Annotated in this window: 18 protein-coding genes and 1 pseudogene; 10 read left to right on the forward strand and 9 right to left on the reverse strand. The window is 47.3% G+C overall.

Translation table 11 applies throughout. The features are described 5' to 3' along the window. Nucleotides 1-49: 49 nt before the first annotated feature. The 7 genes from WMW72_RS16320 (at nucleotide 50) to WMW72_RS16350 (ending at nucleotide 9,566) form a co-directional block, all read left to right on the forward strand. On the forward strand, nucleotides 50-1,912 hold the full coding sequence (locus WMW72_RS16320; RefSeq protein WP_341416579.1) for a sensor histidine kinase: 1,863 nt from the start codon (nucleotides 50-52) through the stop codon (nucleotides 1,910-1,912). Then, nucleotides 1,851-3,536 carry a response regulator gene (locus WMW72_RS16325; protein ID WP_341416581.1) on the forward strand — a complete coding sequence of 562 codons (1,686 nt, stop codon included), beginning with the start codon at nucleotides 1,851-1,853 and terminating at the stop codon, nucleotides 3,534-3,536. The genes WMW72_RS16320 and WMW72_RS16325 overlap by 62 nt, the downstream gene beginning before the upstream one ends. 117 nt (nucleotides 3,537-3,653) lie before the next feature. Beyond that, complete coding sequence (locus WMW72_RS16330; protein WP_341416582.1) at nucleotides 3,654-4,850, forward strand: ROK family transcriptional regulator; 1,197 nt, start codon at nucleotides 3,654-3,656, stop codon at nucleotides 4,848-4,850. Nucleotides 4,851-5,011: 161 nt separating this feature from the next. Beyond that, complete coding sequence (locus WMW72_RS16335) at nucleotides 5,012-6,160, forward strand: Gfo/Idh/MocA family protein (protein ID WP_341416583.1); 1,149 nt, start codon at nucleotides 5,012-5,014, stop codon at nucleotides 6,158-6,160. Nucleotides 6,161-6,338: 178 nt separating this feature from the next. Next, nucleotides 6,339-7,124: a MerR family transcriptional regulator gene (locus WMW72_RS16340; RefSeq protein ID WP_341416585.1), complete on the forward strand. Its 786-nt coding sequence runs from the start codon at nucleotides 6,339-6,341 to the stop codon at nucleotides 7,122-7,124. A 146-nt stretch (nucleotides 7,125-7,270) separates the two neighbouring features. After that, nucleotides 7,271-8,530, forward strand: a complete 1,260-nt coding sequence (locus WMW72_RS16345) for a TraB/GumN family protein (RefSeq protein ID WP_341416586.1) — start codon at nucleotides 7,271-7,273, stop codon at nucleotides 8,528-8,530. A 220-nt stretch (nucleotides 8,531-8,750) separates the two neighbouring features. After that, nucleotides 8,751-9,566 (forward strand): CPBP family intramembrane glutamic endopeptidase, encoded by an 816-nt coding sequence (locus WMW72_RS16350; RefSeq protein WP_341416588.1) that lies wholly within the window; start codon nucleotides 8,751-8,753, stop codon nucleotides 9,564-9,566. Between the two features lie 213 nt (nucleotides 9,567-9,779). On the opposite strand, the gene WMW72_RS16355 is transcribed toward WMW72_RS16350, so the two are convergent. Continuing rightward, nucleotides 9,780-10,622, reverse strand: coding sequence for a helix-turn-helix transcriptional regulator (locus WMW72_RS16355; protein WP_341416589.1), 843 nt, complete (start codon nucleotides 10,620-10,622; stop codon nucleotides 9,780-9,782). 169 nt (nucleotides 10,623-10,791) lie between these two features. Further along, complete coding sequence (locus WMW72_RS16360; RefSeq protein WP_341416590.1) at nucleotides 10,792-11,745, reverse strand: aldo/keto reductase; 954 nt, start codon at nucleotides 11,743-11,745, stop codon at nucleotides 10,792-10,794. A 376-nt stretch (nucleotides 11,746-12,121) separates the two neighbouring features. Between WMW72_RS16360 and WMW72_RS16365 the strand changes: the two genes are divergently transcribed. Beyond that, a complete protein-coding gene (locus WMW72_RS16365; protein WP_341416591.1) occupies nucleotides 12,122-12,853 on the forward strand; it encodes an aminoglycoside 3'-phosphotransferase in 732 nt (243 codons plus the stop codon). A 102-nt stretch (nucleotides 12,854-12,955) separates the two neighbouring features. Here the strand turns inward: WMW72_RS16365 and WMW72_RS16370 are convergent, their stop codons facing one another. Then, entirely contained in the window at nucleotides 12,956-13,480 is a 525-nt protein-coding gene (locus WMW72_RS16370) for an MFS transporter (protein ID WP_341416592.1), read from the reverse strand. Between the two features lie 154 nt (nucleotides 13,481-13,634). Here WMW72_RS16370 and WMW72_RS16375 point away from each other — a divergent pair, with 154 nt between their 5' ends. Continuing rightward, the gene (locus WMW72_RS16375) at nucleotides 13,635-14,279 is read left to right on the forward strand and encodes a TetR/AcrR family transcriptional regulator (protein ID WP_341416593.1); all 645 of its coding nucleotides are present in this window, start codon (nucleotides 13,635-13,637) and stop codon (nucleotides 14,277-14,279) included. Between the two features lie 91 nt (nucleotides 14,280-14,370). Beyond that, nucleotides 14,371-15,588, forward strand: coding sequence for an IS256 family transposase (locus WMW72_RS16380; protein WP_341416594.1), 1,218 nt, complete (start codon nucleotides 14,371-14,373; stop codon nucleotides 15,586-15,588). A 798-nt stretch (nucleotides 15,589-16,386) separates the two neighbouring features. On the opposite strand, the gene WMW72_RS16385 is transcribed toward WMW72_RS16380, so the two are convergent. The 6 genes and pseudogenes from WMW72_RS16385 to WMW72_RS16405 form a co-directional block, all read right to left on the reverse strand. Further along, nucleotides 16,387-16,935 carry a hypothetical protein gene (locus WMW72_RS16385; protein ID WP_341416595.1) on the reverse strand — a complete coding sequence of 183 codons (549 nt, stop codon included), beginning with the start codon at nucleotides 16,933-16,935 and terminating at the stop codon, nucleotides 16,387-16,389. Nucleotides 16,936-16,946: 11 nt separating this feature from the next. Further along, nucleotides 16,947-17,768: pseudogene (locus tag WMW72_RS16390) on the reverse strand (DUF6731 family protein); the annotation flags it as partial. Between the two features lie 127 nt (nucleotides 17,769-17,895). After that, nucleotides 17,896-18,153, reverse strand: coding sequence for a BsuBI/PstI family type II restriction endonuclease (locus tag WMW72_RS16395; RefSeq protein WP_341416762.1), 258 nt, complete (start codon nucleotides 18,151-18,153; stop codon nucleotides 17,896-17,898). Then, nucleotides 18,134-18,349 carry a BsuBI/PstI family type II restriction endonuclease gene (locus WMW72_RS35610; protein WP_423227555.1) on the reverse strand — a complete coding sequence of 72 codons (216 nt, stop codon included), beginning with the start codon at nucleotides 18,347-18,349 and terminating at the stop codon, nucleotides 18,134-18,136. Before WMW72_RS35610 ends, WMW72_RS16395 begins: the two co-directional genes overlap by 20 nt. Further along, complete coding sequence (locus WMW72_RS16400) at nucleotides 18,310-18,891, reverse strand: hypothetical protein (protein WP_341416596.1); 582 nt, start codon at nucleotides 18,889-18,891, stop codon at nucleotides 18,310-18,312. Before WMW72_RS16400 ends, WMW72_RS35610 begins: the two co-directional genes overlap by 40 nt. A 765-nt stretch (nucleotides 18,892-19,656) precedes the next feature. After that, on the reverse strand, nucleotides 19,657-21,414 hold the full coding sequence (locus WMW72_RS16405) for an S-layer homology domain-containing protein (RefSeq protein ID WP_341416597.1): 1,758 nt from the start codon (nucleotides 21,412-21,414) through the stop codon (nucleotides 19,657-19,659). Nucleotides 21,415-21,606: the final 192 nt, after the last annotated feature.

Here is a 21,606-nt window from a genome sequence, read left to right on the forward strand (position 1 = left end):
CGGGAACGAGATACCAAGAGGAGCGGCATGCCCGGCTCCTCTTTGATTTATGCACACATCGGCAGAGGGAGGGGAACTTATCAACAAGCTCAGATCCGTTCACAATCTGACGATTCGCAAGAAGCTCCAGATTATCAATCTGCTGATTATTTTACCCAGCATTCTGCTGCTGACCATTACGCTGTACAACATGACCTACAAGCAGGTCATGGAGCGGACGCTCCGCAGCTCGGACCACAAGATCGAGCTGATCGCGAACAGCATCAACACGTTATTCAATAATATCGAGAATTTCTCCAAGCTTGCGATGATCAACAAGTCGTATCAGTCGGTGCTGAATGAAGGGGAACGGGAAGGCCAGGATCTCGAGGATACGCAGCTGATGTATGTGGGGCTTACCTCGCTGCTCGAATCCAGTCCGTATATCGATTCCGTCGTGATTCAGTCCGTCCAGGGGAATAAGACGTATTACACAAACAATATCACCAACCTGTCGGAAAAAAATCTGTCCGTCTATCCGAAGGACCAACTGACCGAGGCGAAGGGGTCGGCGGTATGGATCGAAACCTTCGAGAGCCCCTTCTTGGTCAACGGGCAGCACAGCAGCCTGCTCTCCGTCGGCCGTCGCATCATCAACATCAGCAACGGGATGCCGCTTGGCTACATCTATATCAATATCAATGAAAACCGGTTGGCCAAGCTGTACGGCCATGACGAGGAAGGGATCCACAGCAAGCTGATGATCACGAATGCCAGTGGAAAAATTCTGTCCTCCAATGAGCCTCATCTGCTGAAGTCATCGCTAGAGCAGCAGAAGCTGAATGCGATTCTTGCGGACGACGGGCTGACCTCGCATCTGTTGAACGACGGCAAGGAAACGATTATCTCCTCCAAAGCACTCGACAGGAATGGCTGGCGGGTCGTCTATGAGGTGCCGAGCAAGGAGTTGATGAAGGATCAGTGGCAGATCAATCTGTTCATCATCGGCTACGGCATTCTGGGTCTGTTGCTGGCGCTGGTGCTCTCGATCGTCTTCTCCAATTGGATTACGAGGCCGATTATCCGGCTGAGCCGGGCGATGATGGCCGTCGGCGACGGCAAGCTGGATACGCGGTCGCCGATCTCCTCGCAGGATGAGGTGGGCCAGCTCGCTTACAAGTTCAATGACATGGTTAGCGAAATCCAGCGGCTGGTGGATACGGTCAATCTCGAGGAGAAGCAGAAGCGCATCCTGGAGCTGAGGCTGATGTATTCGCAGATCAAGCCGCATTTTCTATACAATACGCTGGAGACAATCCGGTCCATGGCGCTGATGAGCAAGGCGCATGATATCAGCAAGGTGGTGAAATCGCTGGGCGATTTCTACCGGACGTCGCTCAACCGGGGACAGGAGCTGATTCCCGCGGGCCAGGAGAAGAAGCATCTGGAGAGCTATCTGTATATCCAGAAAATCCGTTACGGGCATATCGATTACCGCATTAAGTTTGACGAGGAGATCGGTGATTGCCGGATTCCGAATATGCTGCTGCAGCCGCTGGTGGAGAATTCAATCAATCATGGCTTGCGGGAAAAGCGTGAGGACGCTTTGTGTGAGATATCCGGCTTTATCGAGCGAAGTCCGGATCGGGATGTGCTGTGCTTTATCGTGAAGGATAACGGCAAGGGGATGAATGAGGAGCAGCTCCAGGGGATCTGGCAGCGGGAGGAGAGCCACCACCCGGATCTGTCGAGCTTCGGCATCCGCAATATTCAGGAGCGCATCCAGCTGCGTTACGGACCGGATTATGGTCTGACGCTTACTTCGGTGGTGAATCAGGGTGTGGAAGTGCGCCTCCGCATACCGCTCGTGTATGACAGACAAGCAACTGCTGTTGCTGCTGCGGAAAGGAAGGGGAAGGTCCATGACCTCTGAGAGCTATCGTGTCATGATTGTGGATGACGAATATTATTTTCGTAAGCTGCTGACCAACTTTATCGATTGGCCGCAGTACGGCTTTGTGATTGATCAGGAAGCGGAGGACGGGGCCACGGCTTTGGAGCTCGCCCGCAGCGGGCAATATGACTTGATTATCGTCGATATCAATATGCCGGGGATGACGGGCCTCGACTTCGTGGAGGAATTAAGGTCGTCCCATATTCAGGCCAAGATTATTTTTATCACCAGCTACGATATCTTCGAGTATGCGCGGACGGCGATCAGTCTGGGCGCTTCCTATTATTTATTGAAGCCGGTGGACGAGGATGAGCTGATCAAGGCGCTGCAGGAAATCCGTCTGGAGCTGGACCGGGAAGCGGAAAACACCGATTACTTCGAGCAGCTGAAGGAGCAGGCGGAGCGAGCCAAGCCGCTGATCAAGCAGCAATTCGTGCGCCAGCTGCTTATGCATGAGCAATCGGTCAAGCAGGACGTGCTGGACGGCCAGGCCGAGTACTACAATCTGCCGCTCAACGCGGCGTATGTCGTCGTCGTGGCCGAGATCGACCGGCTCAGCGAGCGGTTCCACAAGGAAGAAGAGCGGCAGCTGTGGCGGTTCGCCGTGAAGAATGTGCTGCAGGAGACGCTGGAGGGAGCGGGCGCTCACTGCGAGGTGATCGACGGTGAGGATCAACTGGTCGTCGTGCTAGCGGGATTTCCGGAGATGACGGACTCCGCGCTGTATGGGCTTTGCGAGCATGCCCGGACATTCATCGATCATCGGATGAAGCTCCGCACGACCTTGACCTTCGGCCAAATCTACGAAAGCCTGGATCAGGTACATCTGTCGTACTCGGAAAGCCTGTATGCGCTCAAGCAGAAATTCAGCAATGGCGACAATCGCGTCATCGCCTTTGTACAGGAGCATATCGACGCCGAGGATGCGGTATTCTCCACGCCGCTGAACCGGGTGGAGTGGCTGGCGGTTATCCGCCAGCGGAATGCAGAGGCCGTCCTCGCCAAGGTGGATGACATCTGCGCGAAGCTCGTCCACAACCGGGCAGGCAAGGAAATCGCCTTGTTCGTGCTGATGGAATGCGTGTCGCTCGGAAGCACGGCGATTCTGGAGCAGGGCGGCACGCTGCCCGTCGGATGGATGACGGACCGGCACAAGCTATTCGGCCAGATCTACAGCCTGGAGACGATATCCAGCATGCAGCAGTGGCTGCATCTGTTTTTCAACGAAGTGGTGTTTCAGGAGATGAACGATCCATCGCCCAAGCGCCGGGGCTCGGACATTGTTGGCAAGGCGACGGCCTATATCGAGCGGGAATATGCGCAGGAATGGATCACCTTACAGCAGACCGCACGGGAGTTATCCGTGAACCCGAGCTATCTCAGCCATATCTTCAAGAAGGAAACTGGCAAAACCTTCATCGAATATTTGACGGATGTCCGGCTGGATAAGGCTTGGGAGATGCTCAGAGACCTCACGCCGGACGGCTCCGTATCGTTCAAGGTCGTCGATGTGTCGCAGAAGGTCGGCTATGCAGATCCCTATTACTTCAGTCGCTGCTTCAAGAAGAAGTTTGGCGTCGTGCCTAGCAAGCTGCTGCAATAAAGCGGCATGAACGCGCGTACGGCTTGATTTTTACGCGGATAGCGTATATGATTTTCATTATTTGTACCGGCTATTTAGTGCATGAATAATGAAAGTGGTGAAATAACCGTGCTTTCGATGACAGCGCGTGTTCTTCAATTAATAAGGAAGGCCAAGCTTCCGCCGTCCAAGGCGGAGATCGCCAGCGAGCTGGGGGTTTCACTATCCGCGGTCTCTGTGCATATCGACCGGCTGATGCAGCAGCAGCTCGTGGTCGTCTCCCATGTGGGCAACTCCAGCGGAGGGAGGAAGCCCAAGCAATATACGATCAACAAGGATTATGGCTGGATAGTATCCATCGAGCTGGGGACTTCCTTTACGCAGGTGGCGATAACGGACTTTGCCTGCAATATTCTCATCTCACAATCATCCTTTAATGATATTAATGAGGGCCCGGATGCAGTGCTTCCCCATGTTAGCCAATTCGTGGAGGAATTGCTTCGAGACAACAGCATCGATCCGAAGCAGGTGAAGGGGATCGGGATCGGCATCCCGGGACCGGTCGATTTTCAGCTGGGAACGCCGATAGCGCCTCCGATTATGCCGGGCTGGGACCAGTATCCGATCCGGGAGTTTTGGGCGAGACACTATGAATGCCCTTGCTATGTGGATAATGATGTCAATAATATGGCGCTCGGCGAGCATGCCAAAGGGTTGAATGTCGGGGTGGACAATCTGATCTATATCAAGATCGGCACAGGTATCGGCTCCGGGGTCATCTATGACGGCAAGCTGTACCGGGGCTCCACCGGCAGCGCGGGAGATATTGGACACTTCGACGTCGGCAATGACGTCGTCTGCTGGTGTGGGAATCAAGGCTGCCTGGAAGCGAATGCCGGAGGCCGCGCCGTCGTCGATCATGCCCGGCAGCAGGCACTGGCGGGGAAAAGCGAGTATTTATCCAGCGTGCTGGAGAGAAATGGACAGCTGACTATCCACGATCTGGAGGAAGGGCTGCTCAAGCTGGACCCGGTGACGGTGGAACTCATCCGGCAGAGCGGGGCTACGATCGGTAGGGTCATCGCTTCGATCGTCAACTTCGCCAACCCGTCGCTGATAAGTATCGGCGGGAAGCTGTCGGAATTCGGTGATATGTTCCTGGCTGCCATCCGGCAAGGCGTGTATCAGCGGTCGATGCCGCTGGCCACGCGCAATCTCATGATCAATAAATCGATTCTTGGGAAGCAGGCCGGACTGGTCGGCGGCGCTTATATGACCATCGATCAATTGATCCTGGAAGCGACCAACGAAGATATCGACAGTTATCTCAACTAACCGCATATTCATCACAAGAAGTGGCTGAACGCGCACAGGGTGCCGGTCAGCTGCTTTTTTTGTTAGATTTCATCCTTGCAACTAATCACTATAACAAACATACTTTTATCATTGAAAGTTAAAAGTATGTTTGTTATAGTGGAAATAAAGGGGAGATGCGTATGCGGAAGATCAAGGCAGCCATTATCGGAGCCGGTTTTATCGGCAAGGCTCATATCGAGGCCATCCGTAGATTAGGCTATGTGGATATTGTAGCGGTCGGGCAGAATGGTCAGGACAAAGCGGATGAATACGCCCGTGTGCTGAAAATCCCCAAGGCTTACGGGAATGTTGAGGATTTGTTGAAGGATCCTGAGATTGAAGTCATTCATAACTGTACGCCCAATCATCTTCACTTTGAAATCAATAAGCAAGCGCTGCTGCACGGCAAGCATCTGCTGTCGGAGAAGCCGCTCACCCTGCGCGCCTCAGAGGCCAAGGAGCTGTACGAGCTGGCGGCCGGGCGGTCACTGGTGACAGGCATTAACTTTAACTACCGGCAGTTCCCGATGGTTCAGCATCTGAAGTCCATGGTGAAGGATCAGGACCTGGGCGAGCTGCATACGATCCGGGGCAGCTATCTGCAGGATTGGCTGCTTTACAATACCGATTATAACTGGAGAATGGAGCCCGAATATGGCGGGGAGACGAGAGCCATCAGCGATATCGGCTCCCATCTGTTCGACCTCGTTCAATATGTGACGGGCTTACGCATCGCGGAAGTATTCGCGGATATCTCGATTGTTATTCCACAGCGTTACAAGGCCGTTGGCTCCAGAGAATCGTTCCAGTCCGGGACGGACGGGGACATGGAGCTCGTCAACATGACGACGGAGGATTACTGCTCGGTGCTCGTCAAGTTCGAGAACGGAGCGAGAGGCGTGCTGACAGTGTCCCAAGTATCGGCCGGCAAGAAAAATGCGCTGGAGCTGAATCTCGACGGCAGCCAGGCCTCCGGTTCGTGGAAGCAGGAGGAGCCATTCAAGCTGCTGATGGGGTACCGGGACAAACCCGGCGAGACCGTACTGAGAGATCCGAAGCAGCTCAAGAAGGAAGCGCTACCATTCATGCATTACCCCGGCGGGCATGAGGAAGGCTGGACGGACAGCTTGAAAAATATGATGCATCACTACTACCAGGCCATCGTGAATGGGGAGCCGCTATCCGATTCCGTCGCGACCTTCCGGGAAGGCTACCAGGTGATGACGATTAATGATGCTATTCTCCGTAGCGTGAAGTCGGGCACCTGGGAGAAGATCAGCATCGGCTAGCCCTGCCAATGTTATGGACAGGGAGCGTACGGTCACCTGAAAGAAGCATGCAACGTGGTCGAATGCTTATTATTGAGGTCAGCCAGAAACTTACTTCTGGTTGGCCTTTTTTTGATTAGACCCAAAAAATGCTTGAGTGTAACGTTGCGTTATACCCTATACTAGCCCTAGGAAGGAGTTGAGAAAGATAAAGAAGAGGTATTATACCGCTGGTTCATTCGCTAAACTGACCTCAACGACTAAGCGTACGCTACACTATTATGATAGCAAGGGATTGCTCAAACCAAACAGCTACAATGAAAAGGGATACCGTAGCTATTCCGATGATGATCTGTTCCGACTCCATCAAATATTGACCTTAAAATATCTAGAATACTCCCTGGATGAAATCAGCGAGTATTTGGAGCAGGACGGCAAAGATTTTAATGCTTCTCTGAAGCTGCAATATGAGTTGCTACTGAAGAAGCAGCAGCATACCCAGCGCATAGTGGATACGGTTGAACGGGCAATCGCGATCATTGATGATAACGATACGATTGAACCAGAAATTATTATGCAGATGATTCGTTCCATTCAGCATGAGGAGGAGCAGAAGCAGTGGCTCTCCGAGCGTTTGCCGGATCCAGTCGTACAATCCATATTAATGAGTGAATCAAGCTCGGATGAACGAATTCAGGTAGAACGTGAGTTCATGATAGCGTTCAATGATCTGCTCGCCATGTACAAGCAAGAGCTGCCTCCGGAACATCCACATGTACAGGAGCTTGCGCTTGCTCTAAAGCTGCTTTACGAGCAGCTGCTTGGACAATCGCTGCAGGAACTGGGGACTAGCGACACGGGAACAGTGCTAAGGGAGATGGACCCGCAGCTCTTCCCGAGCTTCGAGCCGGGACTTATGAATTACTTCTCTGAAGCGATATGGCATCTGTTCCGTCTTATGTGGGAGGAGAAGGGGGATGAATAGGTAAAGTCCCCCCATAACGAAGTTGTCCGTCAAGGTATGCTCGAGGTCGTCTACAGAGATAAATCTAGGTATAAAAAGGTTAGTTAAAAAATTCTAATGACTCAAATCCGCTTTTTATTATTCCAACTAGAAGGAGTTATTTATTCATGAAAAAAATTAGCGCTGTATTACTTTCCCTATTCTTGCTTACTTCTGCATTCTCTTCCGTTCACGCATCGGAAACATCCATATCTGTAGGGCTAAATGGAGAGCAAATCGAGTTCAGCAATTCCGTACCGTTCATCGAAAACGGGGTGACGCTTGTCCCGATGCGTCCCCTTCTGGAGAAGCTGGGTGTCCAAGTGGAATGGGATGAACCGACCGGTACCGTCAGCGGTTCGAAAGAAGGACTCTCCTTGTCTCTGAAGATGGGTAGTACGAGTGCAACTGCAAACGGCAAGGCAGTCACGCTGGAAGTAGAGCCAAAGCTCATCCAGAATGTCACGTATGTGCCGGTCCGCTTTGTCGCTGAAACGGTAGGCTATCAAGTGGACTGGAATCCAACGATGCGCCAGGTTACCCTTAATTCTGGACAGCAATCCGAGGGAAGCAAAGGCTTTCTGTGGAAGGTAGAGAATAAAGGCAACACCGTGTATTTGCTTGGTACAATCCACACAGTCGACAAGACTATATACCCGCTGCGTCATGAGATTGAGGATGCGTTCAATGCTGCTGACTACTTGGGCGTAGAGATCGACTTTGCAAAGGTCGTTCCCGACGAATTAACTAAATTGATAACCGATGTGAGCACCTATAAAGACGGAACCACATTGAAGGATCATATCTCTGCACCAACCTATAACAAAGTTACAGCATTCCTGAAAGAAAATGGGCTACCGGAGAATAGCTTCGATAACATCAAGGCGTGGTATGCTCAGCAACAGATGGGGAACATTCTAGCGGCAAAACAAGAATTAAACGAGGGTATGGGGATTGACATGTATTTGATGGGGAAAGCCATCCAAGCGAAAAAGCCAATTGTTGGACTGGAAACGTTTGAGTCCCAGTTCGAGGTTTTCAACAACTTTGCCGACTCTTTACAGGAAAAACTGCTACTTCAAACGTTGGATCCAAGTACTTTGCCCCCTTCTGCTGCGGAAATGTCGATGGATGAAATTCTGAGAATATGGAAAGATGGCGATGATAAAGCCTTGCTTGATATGGTCAAAACGCTTCAATGGGATGATGACTATTTCAAAGGTATGCAGATTGACCGCAATGCAGCAATGGCTGAGAAGATTAAAGGCTTTCTGAACAGTAATAACAAAGAAACGTATATGATTGCAGTTGGAGCTTCTCATTATGCGGGTGACTTCGGTCTTGTTACCTTGCTGGAGAAGGCAGGCTTCAAGGTAGACAAACAGTAGGTTTTAGATCATCATTCCTAACACTGCAGGGCTAAGCGTGAGGTTAGCCCTGTTTTTTAACTGGCTATCTGCGGCAACCCAGAAAGAAGCGATTAAAAAACTGGATGGAATGACCATGGCGGTATAGGCGCAGTTATTGCGCACGAAATCTCTCGTGGCGGCGATGCGATGTACATTGCTCCAGGTTAGTATTTGGTAAAATATTATAGTGGGAGTGTTTATGATGTCAATCAATAGGGACGTGCTACAAGAATCTTTGGATCCCGGTCTTCGAGTTCGTCCCCGCGTACGGTGGGGTGTTCTCACATATTTCCACTACATCGCAGTCTTCTACGCGATCTTCGTGCTCAACGGCGTCGACTACATGCGAATAGCAGAGAATGAGCAGACCCTTCTTCTCTGGGCCGTAGCACCGATATCCGGCGGTGCCGTGCTGACCATCACAATGGTCACGATCTATGGATGGTGGCGCCCCAGCCTGGTTGAAAAGCGGCGTCTTTCTCGATGGACGATGATTCTCCCGATCATCATGATGGTCATTGCGATCGTGAACATGCTGATCGCCGATTTCACCCATATCACACCTCTCATGTGGCTGTATCTTATCATCAGCTGCATCCTGGTCGGCCTCAATGAGGAAACGGTCCACCGAGGTCAGTTGATAGTCGCTCTGCGCAGCCGATTCGGCGAAACCGGGGTTTGGCTGCTCTCAACAGCGATGTTCTCAGCCTTCCACCTGCCGAACTTCTTCCTGGGCGTCGGGGCGAGTGCTGCCCTGCTCCAGTTAATGAGCACTTTCGGCCTCGGTTCGATCTTCTACCTTGTCCGGCGGTCTACCGGATCGCTCGTGTTCGCTATGCTCCTGCACGGACTCTGGGACTTTAGCATCTTCACTACAAATGGCTCGTCATCGTTTCCCATCGCTGGTGTACTAGCTCCGTTGTTGGCGATCGCTGCAGCAATCACGGTTCCGATCATCCTCCGCCGTGAAAAGCGACGCGATAGCGCCGAAAGCGTGTCACAACCAATCGGCTGATTCATCCGTTCGGTCGACGAGCGCTCTCCTCTTCTCGCAGCCAACACGTCGGCCAGAAGTCCTGACTAGGTGCACTCGGTCAGCAGGCTGGTAGTTCCCGATCTTCCAATCGGCTACCGGCCTTATTTGTATGGTATTATTACATTCTGCATCGTCAGCTGTTTGTGTTGATAGATGCCATTGCCATATTAGGATTGATACACAAAAGCAGGCTTACTGTTTAGGCTCTGCTTCTAGCAACAATCGCAGCTTATGGCGAGTATCCGTACCGTTCGCCGGTGTGTTGATATACATCTTCAGGTTGTTGTCTTCGGATACTAGAAAGCTGGTTAACTCAAAGCTCAGCGGTCCAAGCACGGGATGATTGAGTAATCTGTAAGTGTCTCGGTCTTTATTGAGCTGATGCATAGGCCACCATTGATCGAATTCCTTGCTGGATGCTCGAAGCTCCTGCACAAATTCCGTAAGCCAAGGTTCTTCAATGTATGGACTGCAATCTGCCCTGAACTTCCCGATCATCGACTGTGCGCTAGTTTCCCAATCAGGGAAGAGACGTGCAAAGTTCGGATCTGTGAACATGATTCGCATCATGTTGCGGTTGCTGCAATCTAATCGGTTGAAATCATAGAACACAAGCTCAGCTGCCCGATTCCAGGCGATGACATTCCAGCGATTGTCCACAATCAGGGACGGCGATTCCACCAGTTCGTCCAGCACATGCTGATGCATCGGGTTGACTTCATTATAGCTAGGGAGATATGAAGGAGGGACATGCTGGGCGAGGGTATACATATGCACAATCTCTACGCGATTGAGTCTAAACACTCGAGAAAGGCTCTCTAGAATTTGTGTAGAAACCTGAATCGGACGTCCTTGCTCAAGCCAGGTGTACCAGGTTACGCCTATGCCCGCCAGAGCAGCAACCTCTTCTCGTCGCAGACCTGGTGTTCGGCGGCGTAGTCCTGCGGGCAACCCGGCCAGTGTTGGGGATATTTTAGCTCGACGTGTTTTAAGAAAATCCCCAAGCTCTTTATAACGTTGCTTCTCATGATTCATTTTAAAAGCCACCAGCCCTTCAGTACGTAATCATTTTCGTAATAGAATGCATTTCTGCATCTTATCGAAGGATGCTAGTAGTATAAACGAATGTTTTTTCAAAAAGCAAAAGGAGCAGCCTCATCGCATTAAGAAATGAAATGAGATTGCTCCTTTATATATGTTTTACTTAGTAGCGAGAACCGAAGACAACGCCTTGCGGGGCAATAGCATCGATTTGTGCTAGGTCTTGTTTTGTCAGTTCAACGTCCAATGCGCCAAGATTTTCTTCAAGGTAAATAGTACGTTTTGTTCCTGGGATTGGCACGATATTATCGCTTTGAGCGAGCAGCCATGCTAAGGCTAGCTGGGATGGCTTACAGTCTTTCTCTGCCGCAAGCTCTTTAATTTTGGCAACAAGATCAAGATTTTTTTGGAAGTTATCTCCTTGGAATCTTGGAGAAGTACGACGGTAGTCATCTGGCTCGAGATCCTCGTAGCGCTGAATCTGCCCTGTTAGAAATCCACGGCCGAGTGGACTATACGGCACGAAGCCGATGCCTAGCTCACGACATGTCGGCAGAATAGAATCCTCGACATCACGATCCCATAAAGAATATTCAGTCTGTAGTGCTGTTATAGGATAAACTGCATGTCCACGGCGAATAAGGTCTGCGGATGCTTCTGACAGCCCAATGTATCGGACCTTTCCTTCCTTAACAAGCTCTGCCATTGCTCCTACAGTTTCTTCAATTGGAGTATCGGGATCGACTCGATGCTGATAGTAGAGATCAATATGATCGACATCGAGACGTTTTAGACTGGCTTCACATGCTGCCTTCACATATTCAGGACGACCACTTACGCTGAAGGATCCGTCTTCCCCAATGACACCGCCGAACTTTGTCGCTAAGACGACACCGTCTCTGCGGCCTTTCAGAGCACGCCCGAGAAGCTCTTCGTTTTCTCCCAAGCCATAGATATCAGCCGTATCAAGCAGAGTGATACCAAGCTCCAATGCTCGGTGAAGAGTACGGATCGACTCCGCCTCATCCCGCCCTGCATAGAGGTCAGACATGCCCATACATCCGAGCCCTAAGGCAGACACCTCCAGTTTACTGTTTCCAAGCGTTCTTTTTTTCAAGTCAGTCTCCACCTTTCTTATTCGGGAATGTCATATAGCAGATTTACGTTTTTTTTTGAAAAAAAAGATCCTTAACACATCATACAGAGTACAGCTCGATGCAGACAGATACTTGTTTATGCGGGTATTAATACTACTACGGTACAGCAGAACATAATTTGTGCAAAGCTTAACGGAAAACGGGATTGGAGAACTCTTGGGGCGGAAGAACAGGGAAGAAATAGCCGCTGCGCTTAAATACTGTTTCGATGTAAATATCCGCCGAGCATGGATTCGGGACATCGCAGGGATGTTTGATTAAAATCATTTTTTACAAAAACCACTCCGAACTTTATGTTAAAATTTACTAAGGGAAATTGAACGGGAGGGTAAGAACATGAAACGTACGGAGGTTTTCTTTGATATAGAGACGTTACCACTAGCCATCAGGCAGTATGTAAATGGGGCAACCATTTATGATAGCAGTTGTTCCGAACATGCAAAGACACTTTTTGTTTCGGGTGCAGAACGTGCTTTTCTAAAGATAAGCAAACGAGGTTCACTTGAGCGTGAATACAACATGACAAAATTTTTACATAAACATAACTTCGCACCGAAAGCCATAGCCTATGAATCAGAATTAGATTATGATTATTTATTTACAGAAGCGGTAAGTGGTGAAGACGGAACAGCAGGCCTTCACATTGAGAATCCTAGTAAATTGGCAAGTGTATTCGGCGAATATCTAAGAATGTTGCATTCACTTCCTACCGAGGGCTGTCCATATGACAATAGAACTCATGAATTGTTACATGAAACACAAACTAAGGGGATAGACCTTAGTATGATGAAGAAGTACAACTATTCAGCTATAGACAATGTGGTCATTCATGGTGATTACTGCTTACCTAATATCATCATGGATAATTTTTCATTCAAAGGTTTTATTGATTTGGGATATGGTGGGGTAGGCGACAGACACTACGATATTTATTGGGGAATATGGACACTACATTATAACTTGAAGGCTGATAGATACAGGCAGTTATTTTTAGATGCATATGGAAGAAGTGATATTGACGAGGACGGACTGAATTACTTTACAAAACTCATTAAGTTGACGGATTAAAATCATCGATTTAGCAGTATTCATTCAACACAAAAGAGGGGCTCGCGCCCCTCTTTACTATTTCTTCCCATACATCCCGACTATTCATTGCCTGGTCCCGGTTCATACCTTATTTTCTCGACCAGACAAGAACATGGCGGGAAGAAAGGATATAGCCGCAAAACCCACCGACCACCAAAAAGCTGTTTGATAGGCATGGGCTAGCGAAGAAAGGCTCGCTCCCGCTCCTTCCTTCAATTGTTGACCGATAACGGTCGCCAAGATGGCTGAGCCGAATGCGCCTCCGATCGTCTGAAAGATGCGTGTCGAGATACTTGCATGTGGAATTTGCTCCTTCCGTAATCCTTTATACGAGGAAACCAAAATCGGAATCAGAATACCATTTAACGCCGCACCTCGCACAAGCTGCGCCGCACCCAGCAGGAAATGGTTTGTATCCACCCACGCGAAAGCAAATGGAATGCTGGCCACAAGCGTCACTGCCAGCGTATTAATCGCCACATTGACCATCGTTGAATCCAACTGAGATGCGATAGCACCAAACACCAGAATAAGTGCAATTTTCAAAACTCCGGGGTCTATTTTTTCTTTTTGAGGATTTATTGCCTTTACTTGAGTATTAGCCATTGTTACCACCTTTCGTTCGTCTTTAATTAAGATACAGTACGTACCGTACCTTAATTAATTATAATCATATTATCATTCGCGTGAAAATGCAATATACTATTTACAGGAGCCCAGATGACCGAACCGAAATTCAGCTTGGAAGAAGGAATATGTTATGGCGGAACAATCGAAAGATCGCAAGGGGAATAATGAGGGAGAACAACAAACGACAAAGTCGCGGCGGCGCGGGGACGTTCTGGAGAATGCCCTTCTTTCAGCCGCTTGGGAGGAATTGAGGGAGACCGGCTATTCGCGATTGACGATGGAAGCTGTCGCCTCGCGGGCGAAGACAAATAAGAATGCCGTCTATAGAAGGTGGCCAAGCAAGGCAGAGCTGATTGTGGCAGCTCTTAAGAAACATACACCCACACCTTCCCTTGAAGCTCCAGATACAGGGAATCTGAGAGAAGATGTGCTTACCTTGCTGAAGAGAATTATTAAGCCTATGCAGATGATCGGGGCTGAGACCATTCATGGACTGATGGTCGAATATCACGGGGACGAGCTTCATTCCAAGATGACATTGCCTCCGAGATCAGAGGATATACTCGCTATAGCCATGAAAAATATCCTGCTCAACGCGGAGCGGCGAGGCGAGGTGAAGCTTGAGGAACTGCCGGATCGCGTCATCACCCTTCCTGTTGACCTGATAAGATTCGAAGTGCTCACGACTCACACCCTGCTGACCGATGAGGCCGTTGTCGAGATCGTGGACATAATTTTCCTGCCTCTCGTACAAAAACTTAACAAACAAGGATGAACTGGTCTGTAAAATAGAACGTGGAACCTTTGAAATCGAGAAAAGTTGGGCATACTGACATCATAGAAAACTCGATTCGGAGGAAACCAAGATGACCGAAAAGTTTTGGACCAAAAGAGATATCCGTGCTTTTGTCGATGAACACAAGTTCCAATCCGTGGAACACATTCAATCGACGCTGAAAGACATGTTCAAAGATGTGCTGGAGGAAGCGCTGAAAGCTGAGCTCGATACTCAGCTCGACTATGCGCGCTACGATCAGAATAAAGCCACAAAGAACAGCCGTAACGGCTACGGGAAAAAGACCGTGCATACCGAGTATGGTGACATGGAGATTCAAGTGCCGCGGGACCGGCTGGGCGAGTTTAATCCCGTGGTGATCAAGAAAAACCAAACCAACGTGACCGGCATTGAAGACCAGGTCGTCGCCCTGTACGCTAAAGGTGTCAGCACCCGTGACATCCAGGATCACCTACAAAACCTCTATGGGATTGAAGTATCCCCAACTCTCATATCCAATATAACCAATAAAATCGTACCGCTGATCAAAGAATGGCAAAGCCGCCAACTGCAGCCGGTTTATGCGGTCGTCTTTCTCGATGCGATTCACTTCAAAGTCAAGCAGGACGGGGCCATTGTGAACAAGGCGGCCTACATGGTCATTGGGGTTGATCTGGATGGCAACAAAGATGTGCTGGGCATCTGGATTGGCGAGAACGAATCGGCCAAGTTCTGGCTAAGCGTCTTGAATGAGCTCAAAAACCGAGGCGTCCAAGACATCCTGCTCGTCTGCGTGGACAACCTGACCGGCTTCAGCCAGGCGATTAGCGCCAGCTTTCCGAAAACGGATATCCAAAAGTGCATCATACACCAAATTCGCAGTTCCACGCGCTATGTGTTCTACAAAGATCTGAAACGAGTCACGGCTGATCTCAAGCCGATCTACAAAGCACCGACGGAGGAAGCTGCGAGGGCGGAACTGGATCGATTTGAGGAAGAATGGGGAACGAAGTACCCGTTGCTCGTGAAGTCGTGGCGACAGAATTGGGAGGAACTCTCGACCTTCTTTGCCTATCCGCCGGAGCTGCGCAAGCTCATCTACACGACCAACATGATCGAGGGTTACCATCGGCAGCTGCGAAAGGTCACCAAGGGCAAAAGCATCTTTCCGACCGACGAATCGCTGCTGAAGATATTGTACCTGGCGACCATGGATGTACTACGAAAATGGACAGGACGGGTGCAGAACTGGGGTCAAATTCTGCTACAGCTCACGGTATTTTATCCGGAGCGCGTCCAGGTGCGCTAAGCGGCTTGATGCGGAGGGGGCGGGCCTGATAGGCTGATCGCCGGAGCGAAAAAGGCCCACAGGCCCCTTCGCCCATCGCGGGTGCATCGGGCCCGCCAGAGGCTCCGGGTCAAGCTGCGGCTCGCTGCTTGCTAGATTCTGCTTTCAAAGGTTACACTTTTTAATTGACAGTCTCAAACTGAGAGCGACTACTCGTTGCATAGATGTTATTTTCGCTTCTTCGAATAACGCTCCTGTGTTTTCGCCTAAGCCCTACAGAGGCAAGCGCGATATCATGAATTTCTCGAGCTAAGTGAAACAATACTTCATATACACATTATCGTAGTACTATCTGATTAGGAACAGGGCGAAAGTATGGCAATTTAATATTTCCTAACCTGGGAGCCTTTAATCCACTTAACGTCTCCTAAACTTTCCCACTAATTTTTTTCACCTGCTACTTTTCCTCTTATTTTTCTTACTGATTCTGCTCAACAGAAGAAACCCGTATCAGTTGATACGGGTTTAAGTCATTCTATCCCCTAAAACTTCAGCAGCACTCTTCAAACAAAGTAATTACTACTATTAAGCTTATGAAAAACAGTGATGGAGTTTAATCACATAACAAATAAAGCCCTGAATAATTCAGGAGTATTAATTACTATTCCACCTGCTCCATTAACATTCCACACCAACAAATTTTCACCTTTACTTGTGATACGGCTCACCGTATCTATTGATAGGGTAAACTAAACATTTTAGTAGTGATCAATGTAAGTTGAAACAATAAAGGAGAGGGTATTACCCCTCTCCGCATACTCAAGATTTATTTCTCTTACGACCAGTGTGCTTCTTCAATTCTTCCACATCGTTACTTGGCATAACCTCACCAACCGGTCTTTCAATCTTTATTTTTTTATTAGACAAAATGTACATTAGAAGGTCAATTATTCTGTACGATGAGATAATAAGATTTAATGCGAAGAACAACCACAGTTCAAATAGTATGTGCGAAGTTAGCGTAATATTCTTTATATGCACATACAATGCAGCGACAGATAATACAGTAAGGAAACCGGTGTAAATTGAATACTTCAAATGTTTGAATATTGTATCTTTTTGAACTGAACTAAAGATTAGAGTTACGATGGCTGCATCTTTGATACTAATTAATAAACCCAACATCACGCCTATAAAACCGATTAATATCGACGAAAAGTTTATGGAGGCATCTAATACTTTCTCAACATTATTAGCACTCACGTCAAATCCAACATACCATAATCCAACCATGATTGCCGTGGAGAAAATTACTGGATAATAATTATCAAAAAAAGATTCAAAGCTTCTTTTTTTACCTGAGGCCATTTCTACGCCTCCTAATTCAAGTATCCGATAATTCTAATTCGAGAGTCTTTGTATATTTCTCCCATTTGATAAAATAGTTCATCGTGTACAAGTGTACTTCTCTTTGGAATATCAAAGTATCCATAACTATGAGCAACTTCATCAAACAAATCAATTATTTCTATATCTGTATCTTCATTTTTTGCAGATATTTCAACCTTCGACACCAAACCTCTGTTATCAATCAAATCATCAATCGAGTCAACGACTGTTTGAGCATCGAGTTCTTTTTCCCTGCTGTATCCAATGGTTAGGGTAATCTCTCCGTTAACTGCACCATAATTCTTCAGCTCATCTACAAACCGTTTTATTGGTGATTTGCTCTCTTCCTTGAAGTCTTTAGTATCGAGGTCAGCAAACCTCACAGAGATTCTTCTGTATGTATCTCTCTCTCTCGCACGCTTGACCGTATCCGTAGCATAGATTGGTCGAAGAAATATCTGTTCTTCCTCGTTATCCCATATTAAGTTCAAGTATTCTTCGAGCCCGCTATGACCTAGACTAAATTTGTTTCTTTGTACCATGAAGATATGCGAATTTTCATCATATAATGCCGTTACTTCTTCACCCAAATATTCATCATCATCTAGTGTAAATGGCTCTACAATGGCATTTGTTTTGGCTTTTGAAGGCAGCAGAGAATCCCTTAACCTTGCAAAATGTAAATACCAAGCACTTACATCCTCATCATACTCAGCTTGTTCGAGTCTTGCTCGTTCTTGTCTGTAATCAAATGTCCTTGCTTCAAGAGACTTTGTATTTGATTTTTGAATCCAGTACCTCAAATCGAATAATCGATCTCCAAACGTGACAGGGTCATCTTTTTTCTATAGACCACTCTAAAATATTCAAACTTTATTTTTCTTTTTACATAATCCAAAGTTAACACCCTCCAACTCTCAGCATATTTATAAAACAGTCTTATCTGTTGTTCTTATCAAACATATCGCCAAGTGAGGTAATCATTTGCTCGTTTCCTTCAAACATATGAATGATGGAGTTCGGCTCGGTTGCATACCAGATAAGCGTATCCCAAGCAATCGATGGCGTTAGTTTTCGGCTTACTTGATCTGTTCTATCTTTAAATGTTGTGACAAAAGTATAGTCCTTTCCTCTATAGCCTGCTTCCTCTGCTATAGAGATGAGCTCTAACTTCCTTCTAATCCGATATTGGCCCATCAGTAGCAACACATTCGACAAAGACGATTAACGGCTCTCTTCTGCCTAGATCAACCATGATAATATCCGGCAGAACTTTGGTTACATCAATATGAAAACCAATAGCCGAACAAATCCTGTCATCATTTACAACAATCTTTCTAGCTGATTCACTGATTAATAGAACAGCAGGCCCTTTGAGGAAACGCATTGACATTTTCTCCACGACAGCTTTTGCAATATCGAACTCGGGCCCGGAGATAGCTTCCTTACTTCTCCATTCGGCAGTTGGACTAATACACCATCGTCAATCGATGTTGCCATATTTTTTGAGATAGCGATTCTCGCTCTTGCAATTGCAGAAAGATTCGACTCCTGCCAGTTAACAATCGCCTGATTAAGTTCTTCTTCAACTAGCAGAGGATTAAATAGCTCCGCAAAATCAGTCTGTAAGGTATATCTTGGTGATGGAGACGTAGTAGCTAGCCCGCTTTTTTCAACAATAGCTCCAAGATGTACAAGCGCCCGAATCGTCTCATCGCGGATTGATTCACGAGTATTTTCTTTATACCATCTACCCGGAATATCCTTTTCTTTGTTTTTCCTGTTCAGGTTATTTTCAAGCCATGAGTACCTTGCCCGCTCCTCTTTTACTTGGGCCTGCTGACCTTCTCCAGGACACCGGAAGGTAACTGCGTAGATTTCAACACCACACCAGCTTGTACAATCCCATCTGATCGTTACTCCTTTATTCGACATTCTCTTTCCATTTACCGTGCTTAACAAGCAACTCCTTCAAGTAACTATACAAATTTTCATAGCAGCGTTAACTTCCCTCTTTGTTGATGACGGTGGTATTGAAGTCGCCACCTTTGGAAATCAACCGGATTTGATCGCCATCATGCCAAATTCCAAGTACAATAGCCAATCCATTTTCGGATTCTCTGCACCCCCTCGGAACAGCAAAAAAGACGAACATTCTGTAACATTCAGTGTTCATCTTGGAAGTTACAACAGTATTTTGCTTAATGCCCATTCTATTTATCGTCATTTTTCCGAATTTGTAACTAACGATTGAAAAAATCTACATCCATCCCCTTTTGTGGGCGTACCATCCGAACCATATAATTCCGGCAAACAGTAAAGTAGAGAACGGAGCCACCCTCAAACAATAGAAAACAAACCGAAGAATGTAGAACGAAAGCCACAACCCAACGATATACAACGGCCAAGTATAAATGTGATCGTACCAAAATGATCCTGTTGTTAGTCTCGGCTTCAACCAGTAAATACCGATGGGATACAGAATTACCATTAACAAAAAGATCAAACAACCGATACTTCCGGCGACATCTGAACTCCGTTCCGGTTTGTAGCCGAACAGTTTCTTTACACCGAGCTTAAACGCCTCTCCAAGAAGCAACTCTAAAAGCTTATCCATCTCCGTCTCACCTTCCAATGCATGCATATATTATAAAAAGCAGAAGAAGGAGCCTGCGGCTCCCTCCTGCATGATGATAAGCGTTACAGATTTATACGACGAATGGCTTTGTTCTGATTGTCGTAAATGATGATGTTGCCTTTACTGTCGAAATTCATCTGGTCAATAATCTGGATTGGATTACCGTCGTTGTAGGTCAAGTCTTTGCCATCAATGAAGGTCGTCATTGAACCATCAAGACTGATTTCGTAGACCGTTAATCCACTGGAGGCATAAAACTTTCCGTTGTTGGTCGTAACGGAGTCAAAGGAAATATTACTTTGAGTGACGATAGTCTCAAGCTTTCTCGGAAACAACTGGACTTTAGAGAGCTTGCCCTCGTTAGCATCAAACACATAAACTTGATTATCTAGAGCGATAGCATCAACCACAGGTGAATATTTATACCTGCCACCTATATAGCGAATCCATGTTCCATCGGTTGTTGATGCCATTTCATCTGCCTGAGTCGCCAATTGTCCATTATAAACTACGGCATCGTAATGTTCGTTGTAGTTCCGGTTGGAGCCGCTAATAATTACTCCTTGATTACTAAAGCTAATGAAGTCGATGATTTTTGTAGCAACTCGTTTTTCTAGGGCGTATACGGACATTTGAACGTTTGGTGTAAGCTGATAGATAAGCGAAGCGTAATTTGGACTTGATGCATATTTAATCCCCAAGTAAACACTGTCATTCGCCACATTATAGGCGAGTTTCATTGGGGTCATATAGTTAAACAGATAGTTCGTAGTAGTCTTTCCATCGGAAGAGTTTCCCCAGTTAAAGGTGCTGTCTATAGTCTTAAAAGTCTCTACTGTACCGTTAGAATTGTTGAATTTACGCACTTTTTTCTTATCTGTGTCCAAAAAGTAAATATTGTTGTTTTTATCAACAACCATGCTATTAACAGCATTGATTTTTGATATGCTCACCGACCCGTCTACATCACCCTGTCCCGTTCCACCAACAAGGGTATCGACGCTAAACTTTGCTGCCTGCGACGGTTGTTGTGGCTGGGTTGGCGTAGTTGGCTGCGGATTCGTCGAAGGTTGTGTTACAGGCGGTGTGGGCGTTGTAGACGTGCCTCCTTGCCCTCCTACGCCTTTGTTGTCATTACCATACATAAATGCCCGCCAAAGCATTGTCGCGGCTTCAGCCCGTGTTATGGAGTTCTGGGCACGGAATGTCTCATCTTCGTACCCCGATACAAGTCCGTTTGCTACTGCGATGGATACATAATCTTTCGCACTTTCGGAAATTCCATCATAGTCCTTAAACATTGCTTCGATGATTGAACGGTTCGCCAATCGAGCGACATCATATCCTTTGAGTTTGACCATGGCGACGGTGATGTCTTCACGTAATGCGGGTGCGGTAGGGTTGAAGATGTACTGACCGTCTGCCGTTCTAAAACCGGTCATGTAGTCCTTCACGGTCTCGATGTAAGGCGAGTACCAGTCTGTTATCTTCACATCGGAGAAGTTCGAATAATTGACCTTCTTGGCTTGCAGACCAGCGGCCTTCACAATGATCGTCGCAAATTCTGCCCGCGAGATTGTATTTTCAGGCCTGAACTTATTATCGGGATAGCCTTCAATGACTTTCTTGTTGACCATTTCAGCTATGTAAGGGTAAGCCCAATGATTGCCTGTGACATCTGTAAACGATATTGAAGGCGTTGTTTGCGGAGAATTCTTTAATTCCTCACCATAATTAACCGGAGCAGCTAACGCTTGTCCGGCTAACGCTATTGTTAGTACACCGGTCATGAGTGCTGATGCTAGTTTCTTCTTATTCATATGGCTTCCCCCAAGTCGTGTAAATTGTGAAATCAAGAAGTTGAAATGTGATTATATCCGCGGCGAACATCTTGTTGTTTTCGGTTCAGCAATCATCTCCTTACTTTAAACTGAAGCATTGATGTCCTGATGAATACCGTCACCACCTATTGAGCAGGTAGCACTATATGGCAGATGATTCCATAGTGACTA

This window comes from Paenibacillus filicis (assembly GCF_038070315.1).
In the GTDB taxonomy this organism is placed as follows: domain Bacteria; phylum Bacillota; class Bacilli; order Paenibacillales; family NBRC-103111; genus Paenibacillus_G; species Paenibacillus_G filicis.